We start from the raw sequence: 19,269 nt of genomic DNA on the forward strand, positions 1-19,269 counted from the left end.
CATGGACTTCGGCAGTATTTTCGGCAACACCGCCTCCTATCTCTTCAGCCCGACGACGATCGCCTACGCGCTCGCGGCAACGGGCCTCGCCGTGCACTTCGGATACACCGGACTGCTCAACTTCGGCATGGCGGCCTTCATGGCCATCGGCGCCTACGGCTATGCGATCTCGATCCTGACGTTCGGCTTCCCCTGGTGGGCGGCGCTTCTGGTCGGCCTGCTCGGCGGGGCGGTGTTCGCTCTCGTGCTCGGTATCCCCACCCTCCGTCTGCGCGCCGACTATCTGGCCATCGCGACCATCGCGACCGCCGAGGTGGTGCGCCTGTTGTTCGTGACCGAGCTGTTCAAGGACTGGACGAACTCGGCGGGCGGACTCTCGGGCTATCACCAGAGCTTCCGCGATGCGAACCCGTTCCCTCCCGGCACCTACGGCTTCGGACCGTGGACCTACAACGCGACGGACCTCTGGGTCCGAGTCGTCGGTCTGATCAGCCTCGCGGTCGCGGTGCTCGTGGTGTGGGCGCTCATGCGCAGCCCGTGGGGTCGTGTGCTCAAGGGCATCCGCGAGGATGAGGACGCGGTGCGCTCGCTCGGCAAGAACGTCTTCGCCTACAAGATGCAGGCCCTCGTGGTGGGTGGCGTGATCGGTGCCCTCGGCGGCGTCGTGTTCATCCTGCCGTCCGCGGTGATCCCCGGCAGCTACTCCACGTCGCTGACGTTCTTCCTGTGGACGATCCTCCTCCTCGGAGGTGCGGCGACCGTGCTCGGACCCACACTCGGCGCCGTGCTGTTCTGGGTGGTGTTCGCCTTCCTCGGCGCGCTCCTCCCCGCGATGGCGAACGCCGGCTACCTCCCGATGTCCAGCGCGCAAGCCGACGTCGTGCGGTACATCGTGATCGGTGTCGTGCTGATGCTGATCGTCATTTTCCGCCCCCAGGGCATCCTCGGAAACAAGAGGGAGATGACCTTTGTCAAGTAACGACGACGCGGCGGTCACGCCCGCGAAGACCACACCCCGCGCCAAGACCGGCGGTCTCGCCGCCGGTCCCGCAGCCCCCGGGGTCAAGAAGGTCGACCCGATCCTCATCGCCGATGCCGTGGAGCGCCGCTTCGGCGGCCTCACCGCGGTCGACGTCGATCACCTGGAGATCCCTCGCGGGGCGATCACCGCCCTGATCGGTCCGAACGGTGCCGGGAAGACGACCCTGTTCAACCTGCTGTGCGGCTTCGACAAACCGAACGCCGGCACCTGGTCGTTCGACGGCAAGAACCTCTCGGGCATCCCCTCCTTCAAGGTGGCGAGGATGGGACAGGTGCGCACGTTCCAGCTGACCAAGTCGCTGTCGCTGCTCACCGTGCTCGAGAACATGAAACTCGGCGCGAAGGACCAGCGCGGCGAAGGGTTCTGGGCGGGCTTGTTCCCCTTCCTCTGGCGCACGCAGGACCAGGAGATCGAGGCGCGCGCGCACGAACTCCTCACCCGCTTCAAGCTCGACGCCAAGGAGCAGGACTTCGCGGCATCACTCTCGGGCGGTCAGCGCAAGCTCCTCGAGATGGCCCGCGCCCTCATGAGCGATCCGACCCTGGTCATGCTCGATGAGCCGATGGCCGGCGTCAATCCCGCCCTCACGCAGTCCTTGCTCGAGCACATCCTCGACCTCAAGGAGCAGGGGATGACCGTGCTGTTCGTCGAGCACGACATGCACATGGTCCGGCACATCGCCGACTGGGTGGTCGTGATGGCCGAGGGGCGGGTCGTGGCCGAGGGGCCGCCCGACCAGGTCATGGAGGACCCCGCCGTCGTGGACGCCTACCTCGGGGCGCACCAGGATCTCGATCTCGGTGCCGTCACCGGTCGCCTCCCCGTGATCTCGGAGGAGGACGCGATCCGCATCCGGGAGAAGATCGAGACCGAGGTCGAGGCCGAAGAAGAGGCCGAGGACATCGAGGAGAAGAAGTCATGACCGACGCCCCCGTCGAACGCAACGAGATCAAGAACGACGACGTCATCGTCGAGCTGACCGATGTGCACGCCGGCTACCTGCCGGGAGTGAACATCCTCAACGGAGCCAACCTCGTGGCCCACAAGGGCGAGTTGATCGGCATCATCGGACCGAACGGCGCCGGCAAGTCGACCCTGCTCAAGGCGATCTTCGGCATGGTCGAGATCCGCTCGGGCGACGTCACGGTGAAGGGCGAGAGCATCGTGGGCCTCAAGGCCGACAAGCTCGTCCGCCGCGGTGTGGCCTTCGTGCCGCAGACGAACAACGTGTTCCCCTCGCTCACGATCCAGGAGAACCTGGAGATGGGGCTCTACCAGAATCCGAAGATCTTCGCCGAGCGCCTCGAGTTCGTGAGCAGCATCTTCGCCGAGCTCGGCAAGCGCCTCAAGCAGCGCGCCGGATCGCTCTCGGGCGGTGAGCGGCAGATGGTCGCGATGTCCCGAGCGCTCATGATGGACCCCTCCGTGCTGCTGCTCGACGAGCCGTCGGCCGGCCTCTCCCCCGTGCGGCAGGACGATGCCTTCATCCGGGTCTCCGACATCAACAAGGCCGGCGTGACGACGATCATGGTGGAGCAGAACGCCCGGCGCTGCCTGCAGATCTGCGACCGCGGTTACGTGCTCGATCAGGGCAAGGATGCCTACGAGGGTTCCGGTCGCGAGCTGTTGAACGATCCGAAGGTCATCGGCCTCTACCTGGGGACGCTCGGGACCGACGCCGCCTGACGTTCCGGTCGCGAAAAGGCTCGGTATCCGCGCGGATACCGAGCCTTTTTGCGACCGGAGCAGGGTGACCGCACAGAAGAAGGCCCCGGATGGCGTGCATCCGGGGCCTTCCTGTGCGCGATTACTTGATGCGCGAGGTGACGTTGTCGGCGTCGAACTCGTAGACGCCGATCGCGGCGCCCTTCGGGTCGTTGTTCTCGTCGAACGTGATGTCGCCGGAGAGGCCGTCGTAGTCCGCGGTGCCGCCGCCGTTGATGATGTCGGCGCACTCCGCGAACGTGGAGCACTTCTCGCCATCGCCGTCGCCACCGGAGACGGTGCGCATCTGCTCCGCCATGTCCGCACCCTCGACCGAGCCGGCGGCCAGAGCCGACAGCGCCATCAGGACCACGGCGTCGTACGCCTCGGCGGAGTACGTCACGGCGTCGATCGGGTCGTTGCCGTCAGCCGTCCAGACCTCGTTCAGCTGGTCGAGGAAATCCTGCGGCAGCTCGGCGCCGGCGCGGGTGCCCTTCGAGCCCTCGAGGCTGACGGGGATGTCGGTGCCCCAGTCCTTGAGGTTGCCGTCGACGAGGTACAGCGACCCGGTGTCGACCCCGGCGTTGCCGAGGAGCGGCGCGATGGTCGCGAACTGGTCGTACGACACGACGGCCACGGCGTCGGGGTTCGCCGCAGCGATCTCCGAGACCTGCGCGTTGAACTGGCCGTCACCCTGGTTGTAGGACGCATCCGCGACGACCTCGCCGCCGGTGCTCTCGAACGTCGCCTTGATGGCTTCGAAGAGACCGGTGCCGTACGGGTCGTTCTGGTAGATGATGCCGAGCGTCTTGTGACCGTCCTCGGCGATCTCGTTGCCGAGGACCTCGCCCTGGAGGTTGTCGCTCGGTGCCGTGCGGAAGTACAGCGGGTTGATGCCCGTGAAGTCCGGGGACGTGTTCGACGGCGAGACGGTGAGGATGCCCGCACCGGCGTTGCCGTCGAGGATGAGCTTGGTGACGCTCGACGATGCGGCACCGACCATGGCCGTGATGCCGGCGTTCTGCAGGTTGGTGATCGAGGTCTCATACGCCTTGTTGTCGAGGTCGCCCTCGTCGGCGGTGGTGAGGTCGATGGTCACGCCGGCGTCAGCCTCGTTGATCTGGTTGACGGCCAGCTGGACACCGGCCTCCATCGGAGCGCCGAGGAACGCGAGCGAACCGGTCGCGGGCAGGAGCGAGCCGAGCTTGAGCGTCAGATCGACGGCCGGCTTCTCACCACCCTCGCTCGGCTCGGCGTTCGGCGTGCTGCTGCAGCCGGCGACGACGATGGCGGATGCGCTGATCAAAGCGATCCCGGCGAAGACCTTCGCGGTGCGCGAGCCCTTCAGTGCGTTCATGATGCTCCCTTGCGTAACTGAACGTGGATTGTGACCACAGGCGGGTGCTCTAACACTAGGCCGTGATACCCGCGTGCAGGGATCGCAAGTATCTCGGTGCGTTAACGATCCGAGACCGGGTTCGGGCGGAGAAGAGACCCGGGTTCAGACGAGTTCGGTCGCAGCGATCCGACGGCCGCGGCGCCCGGCGAGCAGCAGATCGACGAGGAACACGGCGATGGCGATCCAGACGAGGATGAATCCCGCCCAGCGCTCCGGCGGCATCGGCTCTTTCAGGACGACGGCGCCGATGAGGAACTGCATCACCGGGGTGATGAACTGGATCATGCCGATCACCGTGAGGTTGATCCGCCGGGTTCCCGCGGCGAACAACAGCAGCGGTACCGCCGTCGCGACTCCCGCGAACGCCAGCAGCAGAGCGTGCACCCCTCCGTTCGCGCCCATCGTGATGCCCGCCGGCGTCATCGACACCACGATCAGCTGCGCGACGGCGATCGGGATCAGCCAGAACGACTCGAGGGTGAGCCCGCTGACGGCATCGACCGCCGGACCGATCTTCTTCTTGATGAGTCCGTAGATACCGAAGGATGCGGTCAGCGAGAGCGCGATCCACGGGAAGGCACGGTAGGCCACGATGATCACGACGACGGCGATCGCGGCGATGGCGATCGCGGCCCACTGCAGCCGGCGGATGCGTTCCTTCAAGACGAAGACCCCGAGCAGCACCGTGGTGATCGGATTGATGAAGTAGCCAAGGCTCGTCTCGATCACGTTGTCGCTGAGGGTTCCGATCAGGAACACCTGCCAGTTGACGTAGATCAGGAGCCCGGCGAGCGCCGTCCAGCCGAGCAGGCGGGGCTGCCGGAGGATCGCTCGGAACGCGGCCCACCCGCGGGTGACGGTGAGCAGCAGGAGGCAGAACACGAACGACAGCAGCACCCGCCAGGCGACGACCTCCCACGGCCCGGTCGGTGCGAGCAGGAGGAAGTAGAGCGGAAGCACGCCCCAAAGCAGGTAGGCGGCTCCGGCGTACGCGACCCCCGCGGTCCGGGTGGCGCGGGTCGTCTCAGGGGTCACCGCACAACACTAGCGCCGGGAATGCAGAAGGGGCCCGGATGCCGAAGCATCCGGGCCCCTTCGAGGACCTCGACCCTGCCCCTCGGAGGGGCCGGATCAGGTTCCGCAGATCAGCGGACGACGACCGCCAGGACGTCGCGAGCGGACAGGACGAGGAACTCGTCTGCACCGAACTTCACCTCGGTGCCGCCGTACTTGCTGTAGAGCACGCGGTCGCCGACGGCGACGTCGATCGGAACACGGTTGCCGTTGTCATCGATACGGCCGGGGCCGACCGCCACGACCTCGCCCTCCTGGGGCTTCTCCTTGGCGGTGTCGGGGATGACCAGGCCACTCGCGGTGGTCTGCTCGGCCTCGACCTGCTTGATGACGATCCGGTCCTCGAGCGGCTTGATGGAAACCGACACGGTCTACCTCTTCTTTCTTGACGCTGACACGAAAGACTTGTTCGCACTCTCAACCCGAGAGTGCTAATGCCAGTGTAGGCGGTGTGCTGGCACTCACGCAATGCGAGTGCCAGCACACCCGCTCGACACGGCTCCGCGCGTGGCGGGGAATTAGGCTGAGGGCGTGGAGATGTCCGAGCTGCGCGCCCTGCTGACCCCCGCCGGTCTCGAACTCCTCGACGCGGTCGGGACGGTCGGATCGAGTGCCGACGTCGCTCGCGCGGTCTCGAGGCTGCGCGCCGCCGGCCACTCCCCCGACCTGGTCTCCGCGGTCGTCGGGCAGGCTCACCTGCGCTCCAAGGCTTCCGCCAAGTTCGGACCGTTCGCCGGACGCATGCTGTTCACCCGGGCGGGCCTGGAGCAGGCCACCAGGCTCGGAGTCGCCGCTCGCCACGCGCAGCGGATCCGCAGCGCGGGATTCACCGCTGTCGCCGACCTCGGCTGCGGGATCGGCGGCGACGCGCTGGCTTTCACCGGCGCCGGACTCGACGTGCTGGCGGTCGACGCCGATGAGGTCACCGCCGCGATCGCCGCCTACAACCTCGCGCCGTTCGGTGACGGCGCAGTGGTGCGCCATGACACCGCCGAAGACGCCTTCGAGACGATGCCCGCTGCGGACGACCGGGCGATCTGGATGGATCCCGCCCGACGCACCTCCGGTCACGGGGAGACGCGGCGCGTGTCGGCCGACGACTACTCCCCCTCCCTCGACTGGGCGTTCGACGTCGCCCGCCGCGTGTCCACGGGCATCAAGCTCGGCCCCGCGCACGACCGGGATGCGCTGCCCGCCGACGCGGAGTCGCAGTGGGTGAGTGCCGACGGCAGTGTCGTCGAGCTCGTGGTGTGGAGCGGCGCCCTCGCCCGTGAGGGGGTTCGCCGCGCGGCCCTGGTGATCCGCGACGACCGGTCTCACGAGCTCACCGCACCCGCAGATGCCGTCGATGAGCCGGTGCGTGAGCTCGGCGCCTTCCTGCACGAACCCGACGGTGCCGTCATCCGTGCGCGTCTGATCGGCGATGTGGCCAGGAGCCTCGACGCCGGGATGCTCGACGAGCACATCGCCTACCTGACCTCCGATTCGGCGCTGACGAGCCCCTTCGTACAGTCCTTCCGCGTGCGCGAGACGATGCCGGCGAACCCCAAGGCGATCAGCACAGCGCTGAAGGCGCACGGCATCGGCCGACTCGAGATCAAGAAGCGTGGGGTCGACGTCGACCCGGCGGCCTTCCGCAAGAAGCTCACGCTGCGGGGAGACCAGGAGGCGACGCTGATCCTCGCCCGCATCGGCGATCGACGCGTGGCGATCCTCGCCGACCGGGTCTCCGCCGCGAGCTGATCCGTTTTCAGCCGCCGGTTCCCGCCCCCGGCGGTGCGATCTCGATCGGGTCTCCGGGTGGCGCCTCGACGAAGAACGACTCGCCCGGCGGGACGGTGGCGACGGGCACGCCCTCGGCGACCACCAGATACGCGTTCTGCTGCCCCGTGAACCTCAGCTCGAGCGCCGTGATCGTCGCCCTGCCGTCGCGCGTGTCGTCGTCGACGACCTGCGTGGCGAGCCCTCCTTCCACCGCCGTCTCGAACGGTACGCACGCCATGGGTCCGCCCGCGTCGACGATCAGGCACCTGTCCGTCGTGCCCTGCGCCGAGAGGCGGTCGGCGAGCCAGACCGGCTCCCCCCGGAACATGGTGATCAATGAGAGCCCGAAGCCGAAGCCGTCCGCTGCCAGCTCCTCGGCGCGATCGCGCACCTCTTCCGGGAACTCCGCCGCCAGCGACGACGGTCCGCCCCAGCGCTGGATCCCCACCATCGGCTCACCGTCGACCGACAGGCGCAACGTGGCGATGACCGTCTCCACGCCGAAGGCCCCGTCGCCGGAAGACTCCTCACCGATCGTCCCGTCCGCTTCCACGGGGAGAACCGCGGTCAACCCGTTGTCGACCTCGTCGACGGGGAGGCAGTCCGTCTGCTCCCGACCGCTCACATCGAGGACCATGCAGCTCAGGGCGCCGTCCTCCCTGGTCGCGTACCAGACCAGGGCGTCGTCCGACTCGGCGATCGCACGGACGGAGCCGGGATCGAACGTCGAGGCCGAGAGTTCGGCGCGTCGCTGCTGCTGCTCTCCGGTCAGGGGAATACTCGCGACCCGCGGCGAGAACAGTGCCCAGCCGGCTCCGATGCCGACCGCGAGCACGACGGCGACCCCCGCGATCGCAGCCACGACGTGCTGCCGCAGCGCGCCCCGGCGAGGCACGGGTTCGTCGCTGACGGCAGGCGCGACCGGCACGGAAGGTTCGACCGACGCGTCCGCAGGCGCTTCTTCCGCAGCGGGATCCTCGTCGTCCGCCGAGGGATCTGCACCGGCTTCGTCGACTGCCGACGGCGGGGACTCGATCGGAGAGCGGCGTTGCTCCTCCAGCTCGCGCAGGCGCTCGGCCTCCCCCTCCGTCAGCCGTGTCCCGCGGCCGTAGGCCCGCTGCTGCAGCGCCCGAAGCTCCTCGGCGTCAGTCCTCGGCTGCACCGGCGGCGTCCGCTTCGTGGGTGATGACGAGGTAGCCGGCGCCCGTGCTCGAGGCCAGTTCGAAGTGCGTGACGGCACCGGAATCGGCGTCGACGACGTTGAGGACCAGACTCGCCCCCTGCTCCTGCATCGTCTCGGGATCGAGGCACGTCTGCGGGGAATCGTCGGTGGATCCGTCGTAGATCAGACAGGAGTTCTGCGAGTCACGCTCCACGGCGGTCCAGAGCGGGACGTCGCCGTCGTAGCCGACCACCCAGAGGGAACCGGCGTCGAAGCCCTCGCGCGTCAGTCGCGCCGCGGTCTGCGACTCCTCCTCGTTCGCATACGTGATCCCCGTCTGCGTCGGATCGTAGTCGTACGAGTTCACCGCGACGGCAGGCTCACCCGACGCGGTGAAGAGCATCTGCGCGCTGATCTGCCGCTGCAGGTCTTCTTCGGAGCGCACCGTGATCGAACCGTAGATGCCCTGCGCGGACACGGACTCCGTCTCGTCGCAGTTGGGCAGGGTCACATCGCCCGTGCTCAGGATCAGACACGTGCGCTCGCGACCGTCCTTCGTCGCGGTCCAGATGACCGCTCCCTCCTCCACTCCGAGCGCACGGACCGAGCCGGGATCGTAGTCCCCACCCGCGACGAGGTCGTCCTCCCACTGCTGCTGCTCAGGGGACAGCGCGACGGGTGCGTCGTGGGACCGACCGAAGGCGAGCCACCCCACACCCAACCCGACCAGGAGTACGGCCACGGTGGCGAAGGCGACCGGTCGCCAGTGCGATCGCGTCACGACGAGCAACGACCGTAGGGACGATCCCGGTGAGGCGTGTGCCTCCGCGATCGGCTCGGACATCTCGCCTCCCGACCGATCCGCCGGCGAAGGCTCATCGCGGCGCTCACCCGGCGACGGCCCGACGGAGTCCGTCCCATCGACGTGCGCCGCGTGTGGGAGCTGCGTCGGCTCCTCGACCTGCGTCGGCTCCTCGCTCTTCGGCGCAGCGGCCGTGGTCCGCCGGCGGTCCTCGAGTTCGCGGAGCCGCACCGCCTCAGCGGCCGTCAGTGCGGAGTCGCGGCCATAGGCCCGTGCGTGCAGGGAGCGCAGCTCCTCCGATTCCTCGGCGTCGAGCATCCGGTCACCCGAGCTTCTCGAACTGCATGCCCGCCCAGACCAGCCACCCCAGACTGTAGACGGTCGCGCAGAGACCCAGCACGAGCGCCCACCGCGCGATCGCCCGACTCTCGACCGGGCGACGCAACGACATGGCCGCGGCGATGACCGCGACGATCGCGACGGGGATCCCCCAGCCGACGAAGAACGAGGCTCCGAGCGCGACGATCGCCGCCAGCAGCGCCCACGGCGCGAGTCGAGTGTCGTCGATGGGCGAGGCATCGGTCGACGGCTCCCACTCCACGTCGTCTCGCGCGTCGATGTCGGGACCGCTCGCGACCACGGGTTCGATGCCGACAGGGCCGGTGGGGAACTTGGCATACCCCTCCCGGCGGGCTCCGGGAAGCCGCGCGGCCGCAGCCGGATGCTGCTCGACCTGCTCGCTCGGGCTCTCGATGCGCGTCGGCGGGGTGGGTGAGGCCTTCGCCTCGGCCGCACCCGAGGTGTCGCTCATGCGGGCGCCCCCTCCGCGATCTGGATCTCGGTCACCGGAAGGGTCGAGTCCGCGCCGAACGTCAATCGCGACGGCGGACGCCCCGAGGAGATCAGCTCCGACGCCAGGGCCGCGATCATGGCGCCGTTGTCGGTGCACAGCGAGAGAGGGGGAATGCGGACGGTGACGCCGGCCTCGGCGGCACGTCGGAGGGCGACCTCGCGCAGGCGCCGGTTCGCGATCACCCCGCCGCCGAGGAGCAGTCTCGGCACGCCGAGATCCGCGCAGGCGGCGAGCGCCTTGGTCACGAGCACATCGACGACGGCCTCACGGAAGCTCGCGGCGACGTCTGCCACCGGGACCTCGACCCCCTCCGCTTCGCAACGCTCGACCCAGCGGGCCACGGCCGTCTTCAGTCCGGAGAACGAGAAGTCATAGCGATGCTTCGCCAGATCGGAGGCCCGGGAGAGGCCACGGGGGAAGCGGATCGCCTCCGGATCGCCGTCGGCCGCCGCGCGGTCGATCTCGGGACCACCCGGGTAGGGCAGCGAGAGGAGCCGGGCGACCTTGTCGAAGGCTTCGCCTGCGGCGTCGTCCATGGTCTCGCCGAGCAGTTCGACGTCGGTCGTGAGATCGCGGACGTGCAGCAGCGAGGTGTGCCCACCGGATACCAGCAGGGCGATCGTCGGATACTCGAGCGGTGCGGAGCCGCCGGTCAGGATGTCGGCGGCGATGTGGCCGACGAGGTGATTGACGGCATAGAGCGGTTTGTCGATCGAGACAGCGAGGCCCTTCGCCGCACCCACGCCCACCATCAGCGCGCCCGCGAGACCAGGACCGCTCGTGACGGCCACCGCATCGAGCTCGTCGAGGCCCACACCCGCTTCGGCGAGCGCCGCATCGATGGCGGGTTGGAGCGCCTCGAGATGCGCCCTGGCCGCGACCTCGGGCACGACGCCGCCGTAGCGGGCGTGCTCGTCCATGCTCGACGCGATCGTGTTCGACAGCAGGGTGCGCCCGCGGACGATTCCGATGCCGGTCTCGTCGCAGCTCGTCTCGATGCCGAGGACCAGAGGCTCGTTCATGCCGTCGCCTCCTCGGACTGGTCTCGCGCGACCGGGTGGCGGCGCAGGTCCAGGCGCATCACGATCGCGTCCACATCATCCGGCTGATAGTAGCGGGGACGACGGCCGATCTCGGTGAAGCCTTCGGCGAGGTAGAGGCCCTCGGCCGCGGGGTTGTCGGCCCTGACCTCGAGGAACACCTCGCCGGCACCGCGCTCCGCCGCGGCGGCGAGCAGCGCGCGCAGGAGCGCCCGGCCACGGCCCTGGCCGCGGTATCCGCTGAGCAGCGCGATGGTCTGGATATCGGCGTCGGCGCTCCCGCGCAGGGCCCGCACCCCGCCGTAGCCGATCACACTCCCCTCGTGCTCATCGACCAGGTACCGGCCGTGCAGGCTGGCGAGCTCGGACGCCATGGTCTCCCGGCTCCAGGCATCGGTCGGGAAGGAGCGGTTCTCGATCATCATGATCGCTTCGAGGTCGTCGGGCACGGCGTCGCGGAGGGTCACGTCCCCACCTTCTTCGGGGCACCGGGCAGCGTCACATCCGGGTTCCGCAGATAGAGGGGCTCATCGTCCGTCAACACACGACCGGCGGCGAGGGCGCGCGCGCCGATCCGGGCGAGGTCCCGCGCGGAGAGCGTCGCGACGTCGATGCGTCGGATGCCGTCGAGGTGTGCGTCGGCGTCCGCCGCGCGCACCAGGACCGTCTCGGCGACGACGTGCGGAATCCCGTCGGCGTCGATCCCGTCGAAGACCGTGATCGCGACCTCGCGTCGGCGCGCGTCGGTGACGACGGCGAACGGCCCGGTCTCGGTCTCGGTCGCGGTGAGCGCGGCCGCGAAATGGCTGGGCACCGCGATCACGGGGATGTCGCGTCCGAGCGCGAAGGCTCGTGCTGCGGCGATGCCGATCCGCAGTCCGGTGAACGGTCCGGGTCCCATGCCGGCGACGACGTGGGTCACCGCTCCAGCTCCGGCCTGTGCGAGCACCTCGACCAGCAGGTCGCCGATGATCTCGGCATGGCCGAGCGGGTCGGCTGCACTCGCCTCGGCGCGGAGGTCCCCGTCGGCATCGATGAGGGCCACAGCGGTACCCAGGGAGGTGTCGACGGCGAGGATCACCCTTCCAGATTAGCCGTGGTTCCGCTGGGAGAACGGCCTGGACCGGCCGAGAACGACGGCTCAGCCCAAGGGTGCGCGCAACGGGTAGTCCTGGTCCTCGAGGATCACCTGCGACGCGGCCCCCGTCGTGCGGTTCACGATCACCGGCGCGAGCAGGTTCACGCTCACGCCCTCCGCCGACGGGTGGGCGACCACGAGGATCAGTGCGTCTTCGGCGTCGCGGAGAGCGAGTGCGTCGGCCTGCTCGTCGGTGAGGATCGGCGCGTACTCGCTCAGCACCGTCCGCGGATCGACGAGGTAGAGCCGCAGCTCCGCGTCCTGCACGGCCCGCATCGCGAACAGTCCGTCGGCGCCGTCGACCGGGGCCAGGGCGAAGTCGACATGCGGCGCGAGTCCGGGAGGCGGGGCGAGGAAAGTCAGCGCCGCGGTCATCGGAGGAAGTCCATCAGCGACGGCTGGAGCACCCGCGCGTTCACCGCGAGCGCGGAGCGATACACGAGTTCCTGCGCCTGGAGGCGCACGAGCACTTCGATCGAATCGACGTCCTCGACCGCCGTGCGGCGAGACTCGAGGGACACGGAATTCTGCACTGCCGCCTCCTTGGCGCGTTCGATCTGAGATTGACGGGTGCCCACCGACCCCTGGACCCCGAGCATGGCCGTGCGACGCGCGTCGATCTCCGCGAGTCGCGGTCCGACGTTGGTACCGGAACGGAGATCGGCGACGATCCGGTCCACCAACGCGAACACCGAGTCGTCCCCGGTTCCGAAGACGGCGGCGCCATCGGTGTCGACGCGCACGGAGGCACCGTCGGAGACCCGTCGGGTCACCTCCGCGCCCGGTACGCCACTGTGGCTGTAGTCGGCGGCGAAGGCTGCCGTGTCCGACGTTCCGGCGAACACGGAGCGTCCGAGCAGCCGGGTGTTCGCCTGGGCGAAGAGCTCCTCGCGGAGGCCTTCGAGTTCCACGGCCAGTGCTTCCTTGGCCACGGCGTCGAGCGCGCCGTCGTTCGCACCCTGCGCGGTGAGGTCGCGGACCCGCCCGAGCAGTGAGGTGCTCGCGGTGATCGCCCCGTCGGCCGCCGTGACCCAGGCGAGTCCGTCGTCGATGTTGCGCGCGTACTGGTCGTTGCGTCGCTGCTCGGCGTGAAGCGCGAGCGCGGCTGCCGCGGCGGCCGGATCGTCGGACGGCGCGGCGAAGGCACGCTGCGAGGTGGCCTGCTCCTGCAGACGCGCGAGCTCGGAGAGGTTGGACTGCAGCTGCCGCATGGCCGTCTGCGTCATGGCCGAGGAGGTGACTCGAGAGATCATGATGCTCCTTCGATCAGCGTCCGACGAGACCCGTGCGGTTGATGAGCACGTCGAGCGCTTCGTCCACCGCGGTCATCACCCGGGCCGCGGCTTGATAGGCGGTCTGGTAGGTGAGCAGACTGATGGTCTCCTCGTCGCCGTCGACGGCGGCGACGGACTGCTGCGCGCCGACCGCCGCGACCGCGGCCGCGTCGGACACCTTCGCGCGCTGCACGTCGGCCGCCGTCGCCACACCGAACCGAGTGACATGGTCGGACCAGAGCGCGTCGGGCGAGGTCGCGCTCCGCCCGATCTGGGAGATCAGGTCGGCGTTGCTCGCGTCCCAGGCACCGGCGCCCGGGGCGGCGAGCGCCAGGTCCGACGGTGCTGTGATGGCGACGCTCAGCCCGAGTGCGGCGGAACCGGTCGGGGGGATCGTGAAGAAGTCGCCGCCGGGCTGTCCCGACGATGTGACCCCCGCGCGATGCTGGGTGTTCAGCGCTTCTGCCAGCCGCGTCGCCACCGCGTCGTAGGTGGAAGCGAGCTGCGCGAGCATCCCTCCATCCGCGGCCGGGGCGAGGACGGCGAGCGAACCGCCGAGCTCTCCGCCGTCGATCGATGCCGGCAGACCGGGAGCGGACGCCCAGGAGACCGTGAAGCGCTGGCCGGCGTCGATGGTGGCCGGTCCGTCCAGGACGAGATGGCGCGCATCGGAGCCTGCGACGAGGGCGTTGCCGCCGATGCGCACGGTCATCGTGCCGTCGGTCTCGAGGGTGGCGGCGGCACCCGACATGCGGGCGACGTTCTGCGCGAGCACGCTGCGCTGGTCCATGAGCTCGTTCGCCGAGCGCCCCGAGGCCAGGGCGTCACGGATCTCGCCGTTGAGCACGGCGATCTGGTCCGCCGCCGCGTTCACCTGGGTGATCGTCCGGTCGGCCGCGGCGCGGGCATCGTTCCACTGTCCGGCCACCGTCCGGTACCCACCCGCGATCTGCGAGGCGAGTTCCTTCGCGGATTCCAGGATGCTGGACGCCGCGGCCCCCGAGTCGGGGGTGTTCGCGAGGTCCTGCCATCCCGACCAGAACTTCGACAGTCGGGCCGCGAGCCCGTTCTCGGTCGGTTCGGCGAGAGAGGCCTCGATCGTGGTGGCGGCGACGGCACGGGTGGACCAGAAGCCGGACGCGGCGAGGGAATCGCGGACGCGGGCATCGAGCAGGGCATCGCCGAGACGGGCCACGCCGTCGATCGACACACCGTGCCCCGGCTGTGCGCCGACGCTGAAGCGGCCGGTCTGAGCGATGGCGGCGATGGCCGAGGTCTGGACACGCTGACGCGTGTACCCCTCGGTCTTCTGGTTCGCGATGTTCTGTCCCACCACGTCCATGCCCCGTCGGGCCGCCGCGAGGCCGCTGGCCGCGGTGTTCAATCCACTGAAGGTCGACATGATCCCCTTCCGGTCACATCTCGGTGTCGATGATGCGCGCAGCGTCGTCGCGAGCGCGATCACCCGTCGTCGTGTACTCCCCGGTGTCGTGCCCCAATGCGGCGATCGTCTCCTGGGTCGCGCGGAGCACTCCGCTGAGCTGTTCCGCGTTGGCGTCGCGCATCTGCTCCACCTCGGCGGCGAGCTTGGTCAGCGCCCGCATGTGGTCCGCGAAGACCTCCTGCCACGCACCTTCCGGCGCGTGTGCGATCAGTTCGCGAATCGTCGCGCCCTCGGGAGCCCCCCACTCCTCGGCGACGGTCGCGACCTCGACGGCGCGTGCGAGTCCCGCGCCACGAAGCCTGTCGAGTACCTGATCGATCTCACGCGCGGCAAACTGTATCCATTGGGATCGCCCGGCGGCGAGCAGCAACTGCTGCTCGTCGAGCTTGAAGAGCAGCATCTCGAGCAGTTCACGCTCTCGCCACAGCTGTATCGATAGTTCGTTGGCTCCCATGATCCCCTTTTCCCCAGTGATCGCCACGCCTCATAACGCGGCCAAAGGTCACTATCGGCTGCCGCGCCCCTAAGGTTACTATGTGGAACGGCGATGGGCAGTTCTCCCCATGTACATATCTCGCTCCTTGTGATATATACATCTGCTCATCTCCTCGGATCTTCCGGAGTGCATCCAGAGAGGTGGATCATCCCCCATGCCTTCGCGCGCTGAGCGCAATCTCCTCATCGAGAGCAACCTCCCCCTGGTCGGATACCTCGCCGCCGAAACCCATTCCCGCGCCACCCACATCCCCCGTGACGAGCTGGCGGCCGTCGGCGCGCTCGCGCTCGTGACCGCGGCCGATGCATTCGATCCTGCCCTGGGCGTCCCCTTCGGCGCCTACGCGCGCCGGCGCATCCTCGGTGCCTTCGCCGACGAGATGCGCTCCATGGACTGGGCGTCGCGCGGCATCCGCAAGCGCATCAAAGAGACGGTCGCCGTCCGCGAGACGCTCACCGCCGGTCTCGGCCGGACCGCGACCCCGACCGAGGTCGCCACAGCGATGGGCGTCACGAAGGACGTCGTCGTCGAAGCACTCGGCGATGCCGCGCGGACCGTGACCACCCTGGACGATCCCGCGGCCCGTGACGTCGCCACCGAGATCCCCCTGCCCGAAGAATCCGCCCTCGTCGGCGAACGCCGCGACATCCTCGAGCAGGCCGTCGCGGCGCTCCCCGAACGTATGCGCCGGATCGTGCAGGCCGTGTACTTCGACGAGCGGCCCGTGAAGGAGATCGCCGAGGAACTGGGGGTGACCCACTCGGCGGTGTCGCAGCAGCGCTCGGAAGCCATCCGGCTCCTCCGCGACGCTCTGGATCGGTACTTCGCCGAGGGCGCGGCGCCGACGACGACCACGCGCGTGTCCGCCGGAGCCCGCGACGCCTACTTCTCGCGGATCGCCGATGCGAGCAGCCCGCGGATCGCGGACATCTTCCGCGAAGCCGCCCCCGCCTGACCCGCGCTTCTCATCGCCCGGCTAACGGGCACGCCACCTCCGCCGATAGGTGTGGGCGGGAGACCACGGATGGTCACCCGCACAACACCATTCACGGAGGAGAACCCTTATGGGTATGCAGATCAACACCAACGTGTCGGCGCTCAACGCCTACCGCAACCTGTCCAACACGCAGAACGACCTGTCGAAGTCGCTCGAGAAGCTGTCGAGCGGCCTGCGGATCAACCGCGCGGCGGATGACGCGGCGGGCCTGGCGATCTCCGAGGGTCTGCGTTCGCAGGTCAACGGCCTGAACGTCGCGGCACGCAACGCCCAGGACGGCATCTCGGTCATCCAGACCGCAGAAGGCGCCCTGACCGAAGTCCACTCGATCCTTCAGCGCGTTCGCGACCTGACCGCTCAGGGTGCGAACGACTCGAACAACGCGAAGTCGCGCGAAGCGATCCAGACCGAGATCGGCGCCCTGGGCGACGAGCTCACCCGGATCGCCGAGAGCACCAACTTCAACGGCATCAAGCTGCTCTCGGGCGGCACGACGCTGACGTTCCAGGTCGGTGCGGGCGCGGTCGCCGCCGAGGACCAGATCTCGGTCGCGCTGACCGACTTCGCCAGCCTCGGCGCCGACATCAAGGGATACGCGGCCACGATGACGGACGCTGCCACCTACGGTGCCGCGCTGGCCGACATCGACACCGAGATCCAGGCGGTCTCGACCGCACGTGCCGGCTACGGTGCGCTGCAGAACCGCTTCGAGTCGACCATCAACAGCCTCAACGTGTCGGCGGAGAACCTCGCCGCCGCCGAGAGCCGGATCCGCGACACCGACATGGCGTCCGAGATGGTCAAGTTCACGTCGGCGAACATCCTGTCGCAGGCGGGCACGGCCATGCTGGCCCAGGCGAACCAGTCCAACCAGGGCGTTCTCCAGCTCCTGCGCTGACCCACGCCGTAGTGTCCGGGCGGCGGTTCCGCCCGTCGCCCGGACACCGTCCGCTCCCGATCCGCAAAGGCGATCATGTCCCTCTCGCTCGACGGTCTCGTCTCCGGCCTGAAGACCACGGAGGTCATCAAGGCGCTGATGGACGTGCACGCCATCCCGCGCTCGCTGCTCAAGGCGAAGATGGACGACAAGAACGGCATCGTCTCCCAGCTGCAGACCCTGAACACCGCGATCCAGAACCTCGCGACCGCAGCGGAGAAAGCCGCGGTCCCCGATGGACTCGCCCGCTTCACCACCACCTCCTCGTCGCCCTCGGTCACCGTCGCCACGCGCGCCGGCGCTGCTCCGCTCTCCGCCGACATCGTCGTCGACCAGGTCGCCACGAACCACACGATCGTCTCCGCCGCCACACAGGGCTGGCCGGTCGATCCCCCCGTGATCACGCTCGAGAACGCCACGGGCGAGCGCGTCCAGGTCACGGCCGACTCCGCGTCGATGCAGGACGTCGCCCAGGCGATCAACGAAGCGGGCGCGGGCATCGTCGCCGCCGCCGTTCCCGCCGGGCGTGACGCCGACGGGAACGTGATGCACCGCCTGCAGCTGCGCGCCGCGGACTCGGGAGAGGCCGGACAGTTCCGCGCCTATCGCGGTGACATCGCCGCCGTCGAGAGCGGCACGGCATCCGACCTCTCGACCGAAGCGGGAGCCGCCGTCATCGCCACCGGCGCCGACGCCCGTCTGCGGCTCTGGGCGGGAACGAGCGCAGAGCAGGTGCTGACCTCGTCAAGCAACACGTTCACCGATCTGTTCGACGGTGTGGACGTGACGGTCACCGCACGTTCCGCCGATCCCGTCACGATCGGCGTCGCCGTCGACACCGAAGCACGGACGAAGGCGTCGGCGGACTTCATCGCCGCCGTCAAGGACATCCTGACCCGCATCGACAACGGCTCGAAGACGACCGTCGCCGCGAAGCCGGGAGACAAGACCACCCTCGGCGTCTTCACGGGCGACAGCACCGTGCGCGGGTTGCGCAATGCGCTCGCCGATGCCGTGCAGCACCCCGTCGACGGGGTCTCCCCCTCATCCATCGGCATCTCGACCGACATGTACGGCGTCCTGAGCTTCGACGAGGAGAAGTTCGCCGAGGCACTCGCGAAGGATCCGGATGCCGTGGCCGGCCTCTTCTCCGATGTCGCCGCGCGCGTGCAGGACACCGCGAAGATCTACTCGGACAAGTACGACGGGCTCCTCACCTCCCGCATCACGGGTCAGGAGAGCGAGGTCAAGGGCCTCGGCGAGCAGATGGAACGCTGGGACGTGCGGCTCGCGCAGCGCAAGGCCTCCCTCGAGCGCACGTACGCACGACTCGAAGTCATGCTGTCACAGCTCCAGTCGCAGTCGACGTACCTCTCGTCGCAGATCGCCGCCCTCCCGGGCTCGAGTTCGAACGGGGGGAAGTGAGCATGAACGCCGCCCTGCGCGCACAGCAGCGCTACCGCGAGGATGCCGTGCTGTCGGCACCCCCGGAGCGCCTGGTGACCATGCTCTACGACCGGCTGCTGCTGGACATCGAGCGTGGCGAGACCGCTCAGCGTGCCGAGGACTGGGCCGAGGCGAACGCGCAGCTGCAGCACGCACAGGCGATCGTCTCGGAGCTCTCGTCCTCACTGACCGACGACTGGAACGGCAGTGCCGGACTGCGTTCGGTCTACCTCTTCCTCTCGCAGACACTCATCGGGGCCAACATCGGCCGCGATCCCGAGCGCACCCGCGCCTGCCACGGCATCGTCGCCCCACTGCGCGATGCCTGGCACGAGGCCGCCCGCACCGTGGCGGAGAGCCGGGCGTGAGCATGGACGAGTGGACCGCGCTGCTCGATCGGCTCGAGCACGACGCCGAACGGATCCTCGCCGCTGCCCCCGGCACCGCGGATGCGGCAGACCTGGCCCCCTGGACACCGCCCGCCGCTCCGCTTCCCCCCGCGCTCGCGGATCGCGCCAGACAGGTCGTCGAGCTGCAGCGCACGGCGATGGAACGAACCCGCACCGACCTCGACGGCCTCCGGCAGCACCTCGGCGCCGTGAGCCGCATCCCGGGCACCCGACGCCCCGAGGAGCCCGCCTACCTCGATGTGGACGGCTGAAACCGCTCCCTAACGCCGCGCACGAACCTGCCGATA

Annotated in this window: 22 protein-coding genes; 9 read left to right on the forward strand and 13 right to left on the reverse strand. The window is 69.0% G+C overall.

The genetic code is table 11. The features are described 5' to 3' along the window. The first annotated feature begins 1 nt into the window (after position 1). The 3 genes from KV397_RS12420 to KV397_RS12430 are packed head-to-tail and all read left to right on the forward strand — an operon-like array spanning position 2 to position 2,728. Complete coding sequence (locus KV397_RS12420) at positions 2 to 979, forward strand: branched-chain amino acid ABC transporter permease (RefSeq protein WP_131492557.1); 978 nt, start codon at positions 2 to 4, stop codon at positions 977 to 979. Next, entirely contained in the window at positions 969 to 1,964 is a 996-nt protein-coding gene (locus KV397_RS12425; RefSeq protein WP_052193800.1) for an ABC transporter ATP-binding protein, read from the forward strand. The genes KV397_RS12420 and KV397_RS12425 overlap by 11 nt, the downstream gene beginning before the upstream one ends. Next, on the forward strand, positions 1,961 to 2,728 hold the full coding sequence (locus KV397_RS12430) for an ABC transporter ATP-binding protein (protein WP_047524167.1): 768 nt from the start codon (positions 1,961 to 1,963) through the stop codon (positions 2,726 to 2,728). The genes KV397_RS12425 and KV397_RS12430 overlap by 4 nt, the downstream gene beginning before the upstream one ends. 121 nt (positions 2,729 to 2,849) lie before the next feature. Here the strand turns inward: KV397_RS12430 and KV397_RS12435 are convergent, their stop codons facing one another. The 3 genes from KV397_RS12435 to groES form a co-directional block, all read right to left on the reverse strand. After that, a complete protein-coding gene (locus tag KV397_RS12435) occupies positions 2,850 to 4,103 on the reverse strand; it encodes an ABC transporter substrate-binding protein (RefSeq protein WP_131492558.1) in 1,254 nt (417 codons plus the stop codon). Positions 4,104 to 4,247: 144 nt separating this feature from the next. Beyond that, positions 4,248 to 5,180 (reverse strand): EamA family transporter RarD, encoded by a 933-nt coding sequence (gene rarD / locus KV397_RS12440; RefSeq protein ID WP_153243674.1) that lies wholly within the window; start codon positions 5,178 to 5,180, stop codon positions 4,248 to 4,250. Between the two features lie 110 nt (positions 5,181 to 5,290). Beyond that, positions 5,291 to 5,587 carry a co-chaperone GroES gene (gene groES, locus KV397_RS12445; protein ID WP_047524164.1) on the reverse strand — a complete coding sequence of 99 codons (297 nt, stop codon included), beginning with the start codon at positions 5,585 to 5,587 and terminating at the stop codon, positions 5,291 to 5,293. Between the two features lie 169 nt (positions 5,588 to 5,756). On the opposite strand from groES, the gene KV397_RS12450 reads away from it, so the two are divergent. After that, a complete protein-coding gene (locus tag KV397_RS12450) occupies positions 5,757 to 6,962 on the forward strand; it encodes a class I SAM-dependent methyltransferase (protein WP_407665302.1) in 1,206 nt (401 codons plus the stop codon). A gap of 7 nt (positions 6,963 to 6,969) precedes the next feature. On the opposite strand, the gene KV397_RS12455 is transcribed toward KV397_RS12450, so the two are convergent. The 10 genes from KV397_RS12455 to KV397_RS12500 are packed head-to-tail and all read right to left on the reverse strand — an operon-like array spanning position 6,970 to position 15,150. Then, entirely contained in the window at positions 6,970 to 8,145 is a 1,176-nt protein-coding gene (locus tag KV397_RS12455) for a hypothetical protein (RefSeq protein ID WP_261811395.1), read from the reverse strand. After that, complete coding sequence (locus KV397_RS12460; RefSeq protein WP_261811396.1) at positions 8,129 to 9,265, reverse strand: hypothetical protein; 1,137 nt, start codon at positions 9,263 to 9,265, stop codon at positions 8,129 to 8,131. The genes KV397_RS12455 and KV397_RS12460 overlap by 17 nt, the downstream gene beginning before the upstream one ends. 4 nt (positions 9,266 to 9,269) lie before the next feature. Continuing rightward, positions 9,270 to 9,758: a hypothetical protein gene (locus KV397_RS12465; protein WP_047524160.1), complete on the reverse strand. Its 489-nt coding sequence runs from the start codon at positions 9,756 to 9,758 to the stop codon at positions 9,270 to 9,272. Beyond that, the gene (gene tsaD, locus KV397_RS12470; protein ID WP_047524159.1) at positions 9,755 to 10,822 is read right to left on the reverse strand and encodes a tRNA (adenosine(37)-N6)-threonylcarbamoyltransferase complex transferase subunit TsaD; all 1,068 of its coding nucleotides are present in this window, start codon (positions 10,820 to 10,822) and stop codon (positions 9,755 to 9,757) included. Before tsaD ends, KV397_RS12465 begins: the two co-directional genes overlap by 4 nt. Next, positions 10,819 to 11,307 carry a ribosomal protein S18-alanine N-acetyltransferase gene (gene rimI, locus KV397_RS12475; protein ID WP_261811397.1) on the reverse strand — a complete coding sequence of 163 codons (489 nt, stop codon included), beginning with the start codon at positions 11,305 to 11,307 and terminating at the stop codon, positions 10,819 to 10,821. Before rimI ends, tsaD begins: the two co-directional genes overlap by 4 nt. Beyond that, a complete protein-coding gene (gene tsaB / locus KV397_RS12480) occupies positions 11,304 to 11,921 on the reverse strand; it encodes a tRNA (adenosine(37)-N6)-threonylcarbamoyltransferase complex dimerization subunit type 1 TsaB (RefSeq protein WP_261811398.1) in 618 nt (205 codons plus the stop codon). The genes rimI and tsaB overlap by 4 nt, the downstream gene beginning before the upstream one ends. A gap of 60 nt (positions 11,922 to 11,981) precedes the next feature. After that, positions 11,982 to 12,353 carry a flagellar assembly protein FliW gene (locus tag KV397_RS12485; RefSeq protein WP_047524156.1) on the reverse strand — a complete coding sequence of 124 codons (372 nt, stop codon included), beginning with the start codon at positions 12,351 to 12,353 and terminating at the stop codon, positions 11,982 to 11,984. Beyond that, positions 12,350 to 13,231 (reverse strand): flagellar hook-associated protein FlgL, encoded by an 882-nt coding sequence (gene flgL / locus KV397_RS12490; RefSeq protein WP_047524155.1) that lies wholly within the window; start codon positions 13,229 to 13,231, stop codon positions 12,350 to 12,352. Before flgL ends, KV397_RS12485 begins: the two co-directional genes overlap by 4 nt. Before the next feature lie 13 nt (positions 13,232 to 13,244). Continuing rightward, positions 13,245 to 14,654: a flagellar hook-associated protein FlgK gene (flgK, locus tag KV397_RS12495; protein WP_153243666.1), complete on the reverse strand. Its 1,410-nt coding sequence runs from the start codon at positions 14,652 to 14,654 to the stop codon at positions 13,245 to 13,247. Between the two features lie 13 nt (positions 14,655 to 14,667). Continuing rightward, entirely contained in the window at positions 14,668 to 15,150 is a 483-nt protein-coding gene (locus KV397_RS12500) for a flagellar protein FlgN (protein ID WP_047524153.1), read from the reverse strand. Positions 15,151 to 15,346: 196 nt separating this feature from the next. On the opposite strand from KV397_RS12500, the gene KV397_RS12505 reads away from it, so the two are divergent. The 5 genes from KV397_RS12505 (at position 15,347) to KV397_RS12525 (ending at position 19,233) form a co-directional block, all read left to right on the forward strand. Further along, positions 15,347 to 16,147, forward strand: coding sequence for a sigma-70 family RNA polymerase sigma factor (locus KV397_RS12505; RefSeq protein ID WP_261811399.1), 801 nt, complete (start codon positions 15,347 to 15,349; stop codon positions 16,145 to 16,147). A 109-nt stretch (positions 16,148 to 16,256) separates the two neighbouring features. Further along, positions 16,257 to 17,087, forward strand: a complete 831-nt coding sequence (locus KV397_RS12510) for a flagellin N-terminal helical domain-containing protein (protein WP_047524151.1) — start codon at positions 16,257 to 16,259, stop codon at positions 17,085 to 17,087. A 75-nt stretch (positions 17,088 to 17,162) separates the two neighbouring features. Continuing rightward, entirely contained in the window at positions 17,163 to 18,551 is a 1,389-nt protein-coding gene (gene fliD, locus KV397_RS12515; RefSeq protein ID WP_047524150.1) for a flagellar filament capping protein FliD, read from the forward strand. A 2-nt stretch (positions 18,552 to 18,553) separates the two neighbouring features. After that, positions 18,554 to 18,940, forward strand: a complete 387-nt coding sequence (gene fliS / locus KV397_RS12520) for a flagellar export chaperone FliS (protein ID WP_261811400.1) — start codon at positions 18,554 to 18,556, stop codon at positions 18,938 to 18,940. A gap of 2 nt (positions 18,941 to 18,942) precedes the next feature. Next, positions 18,943 to 19,233, forward strand: a complete 291-nt coding sequence (locus tag KV397_RS12525; protein ID WP_231555080.1) for a hypothetical protein — start codon at positions 18,943 to 18,945, stop codon at positions 19,231 to 19,233. Positions 19,234 to 19,269 lie beyond the last annotated feature (36 nt).

Source organism: Microbacterium aurugineum (assembly GCF_023101205.1).
In the GTDB taxonomy this organism is placed as follows: Bacteria; Actinomycetota; Actinomycetes; order Actinomycetales; family Microbacteriaceae; genus Microbacterium; species Microbacterium aurugineum.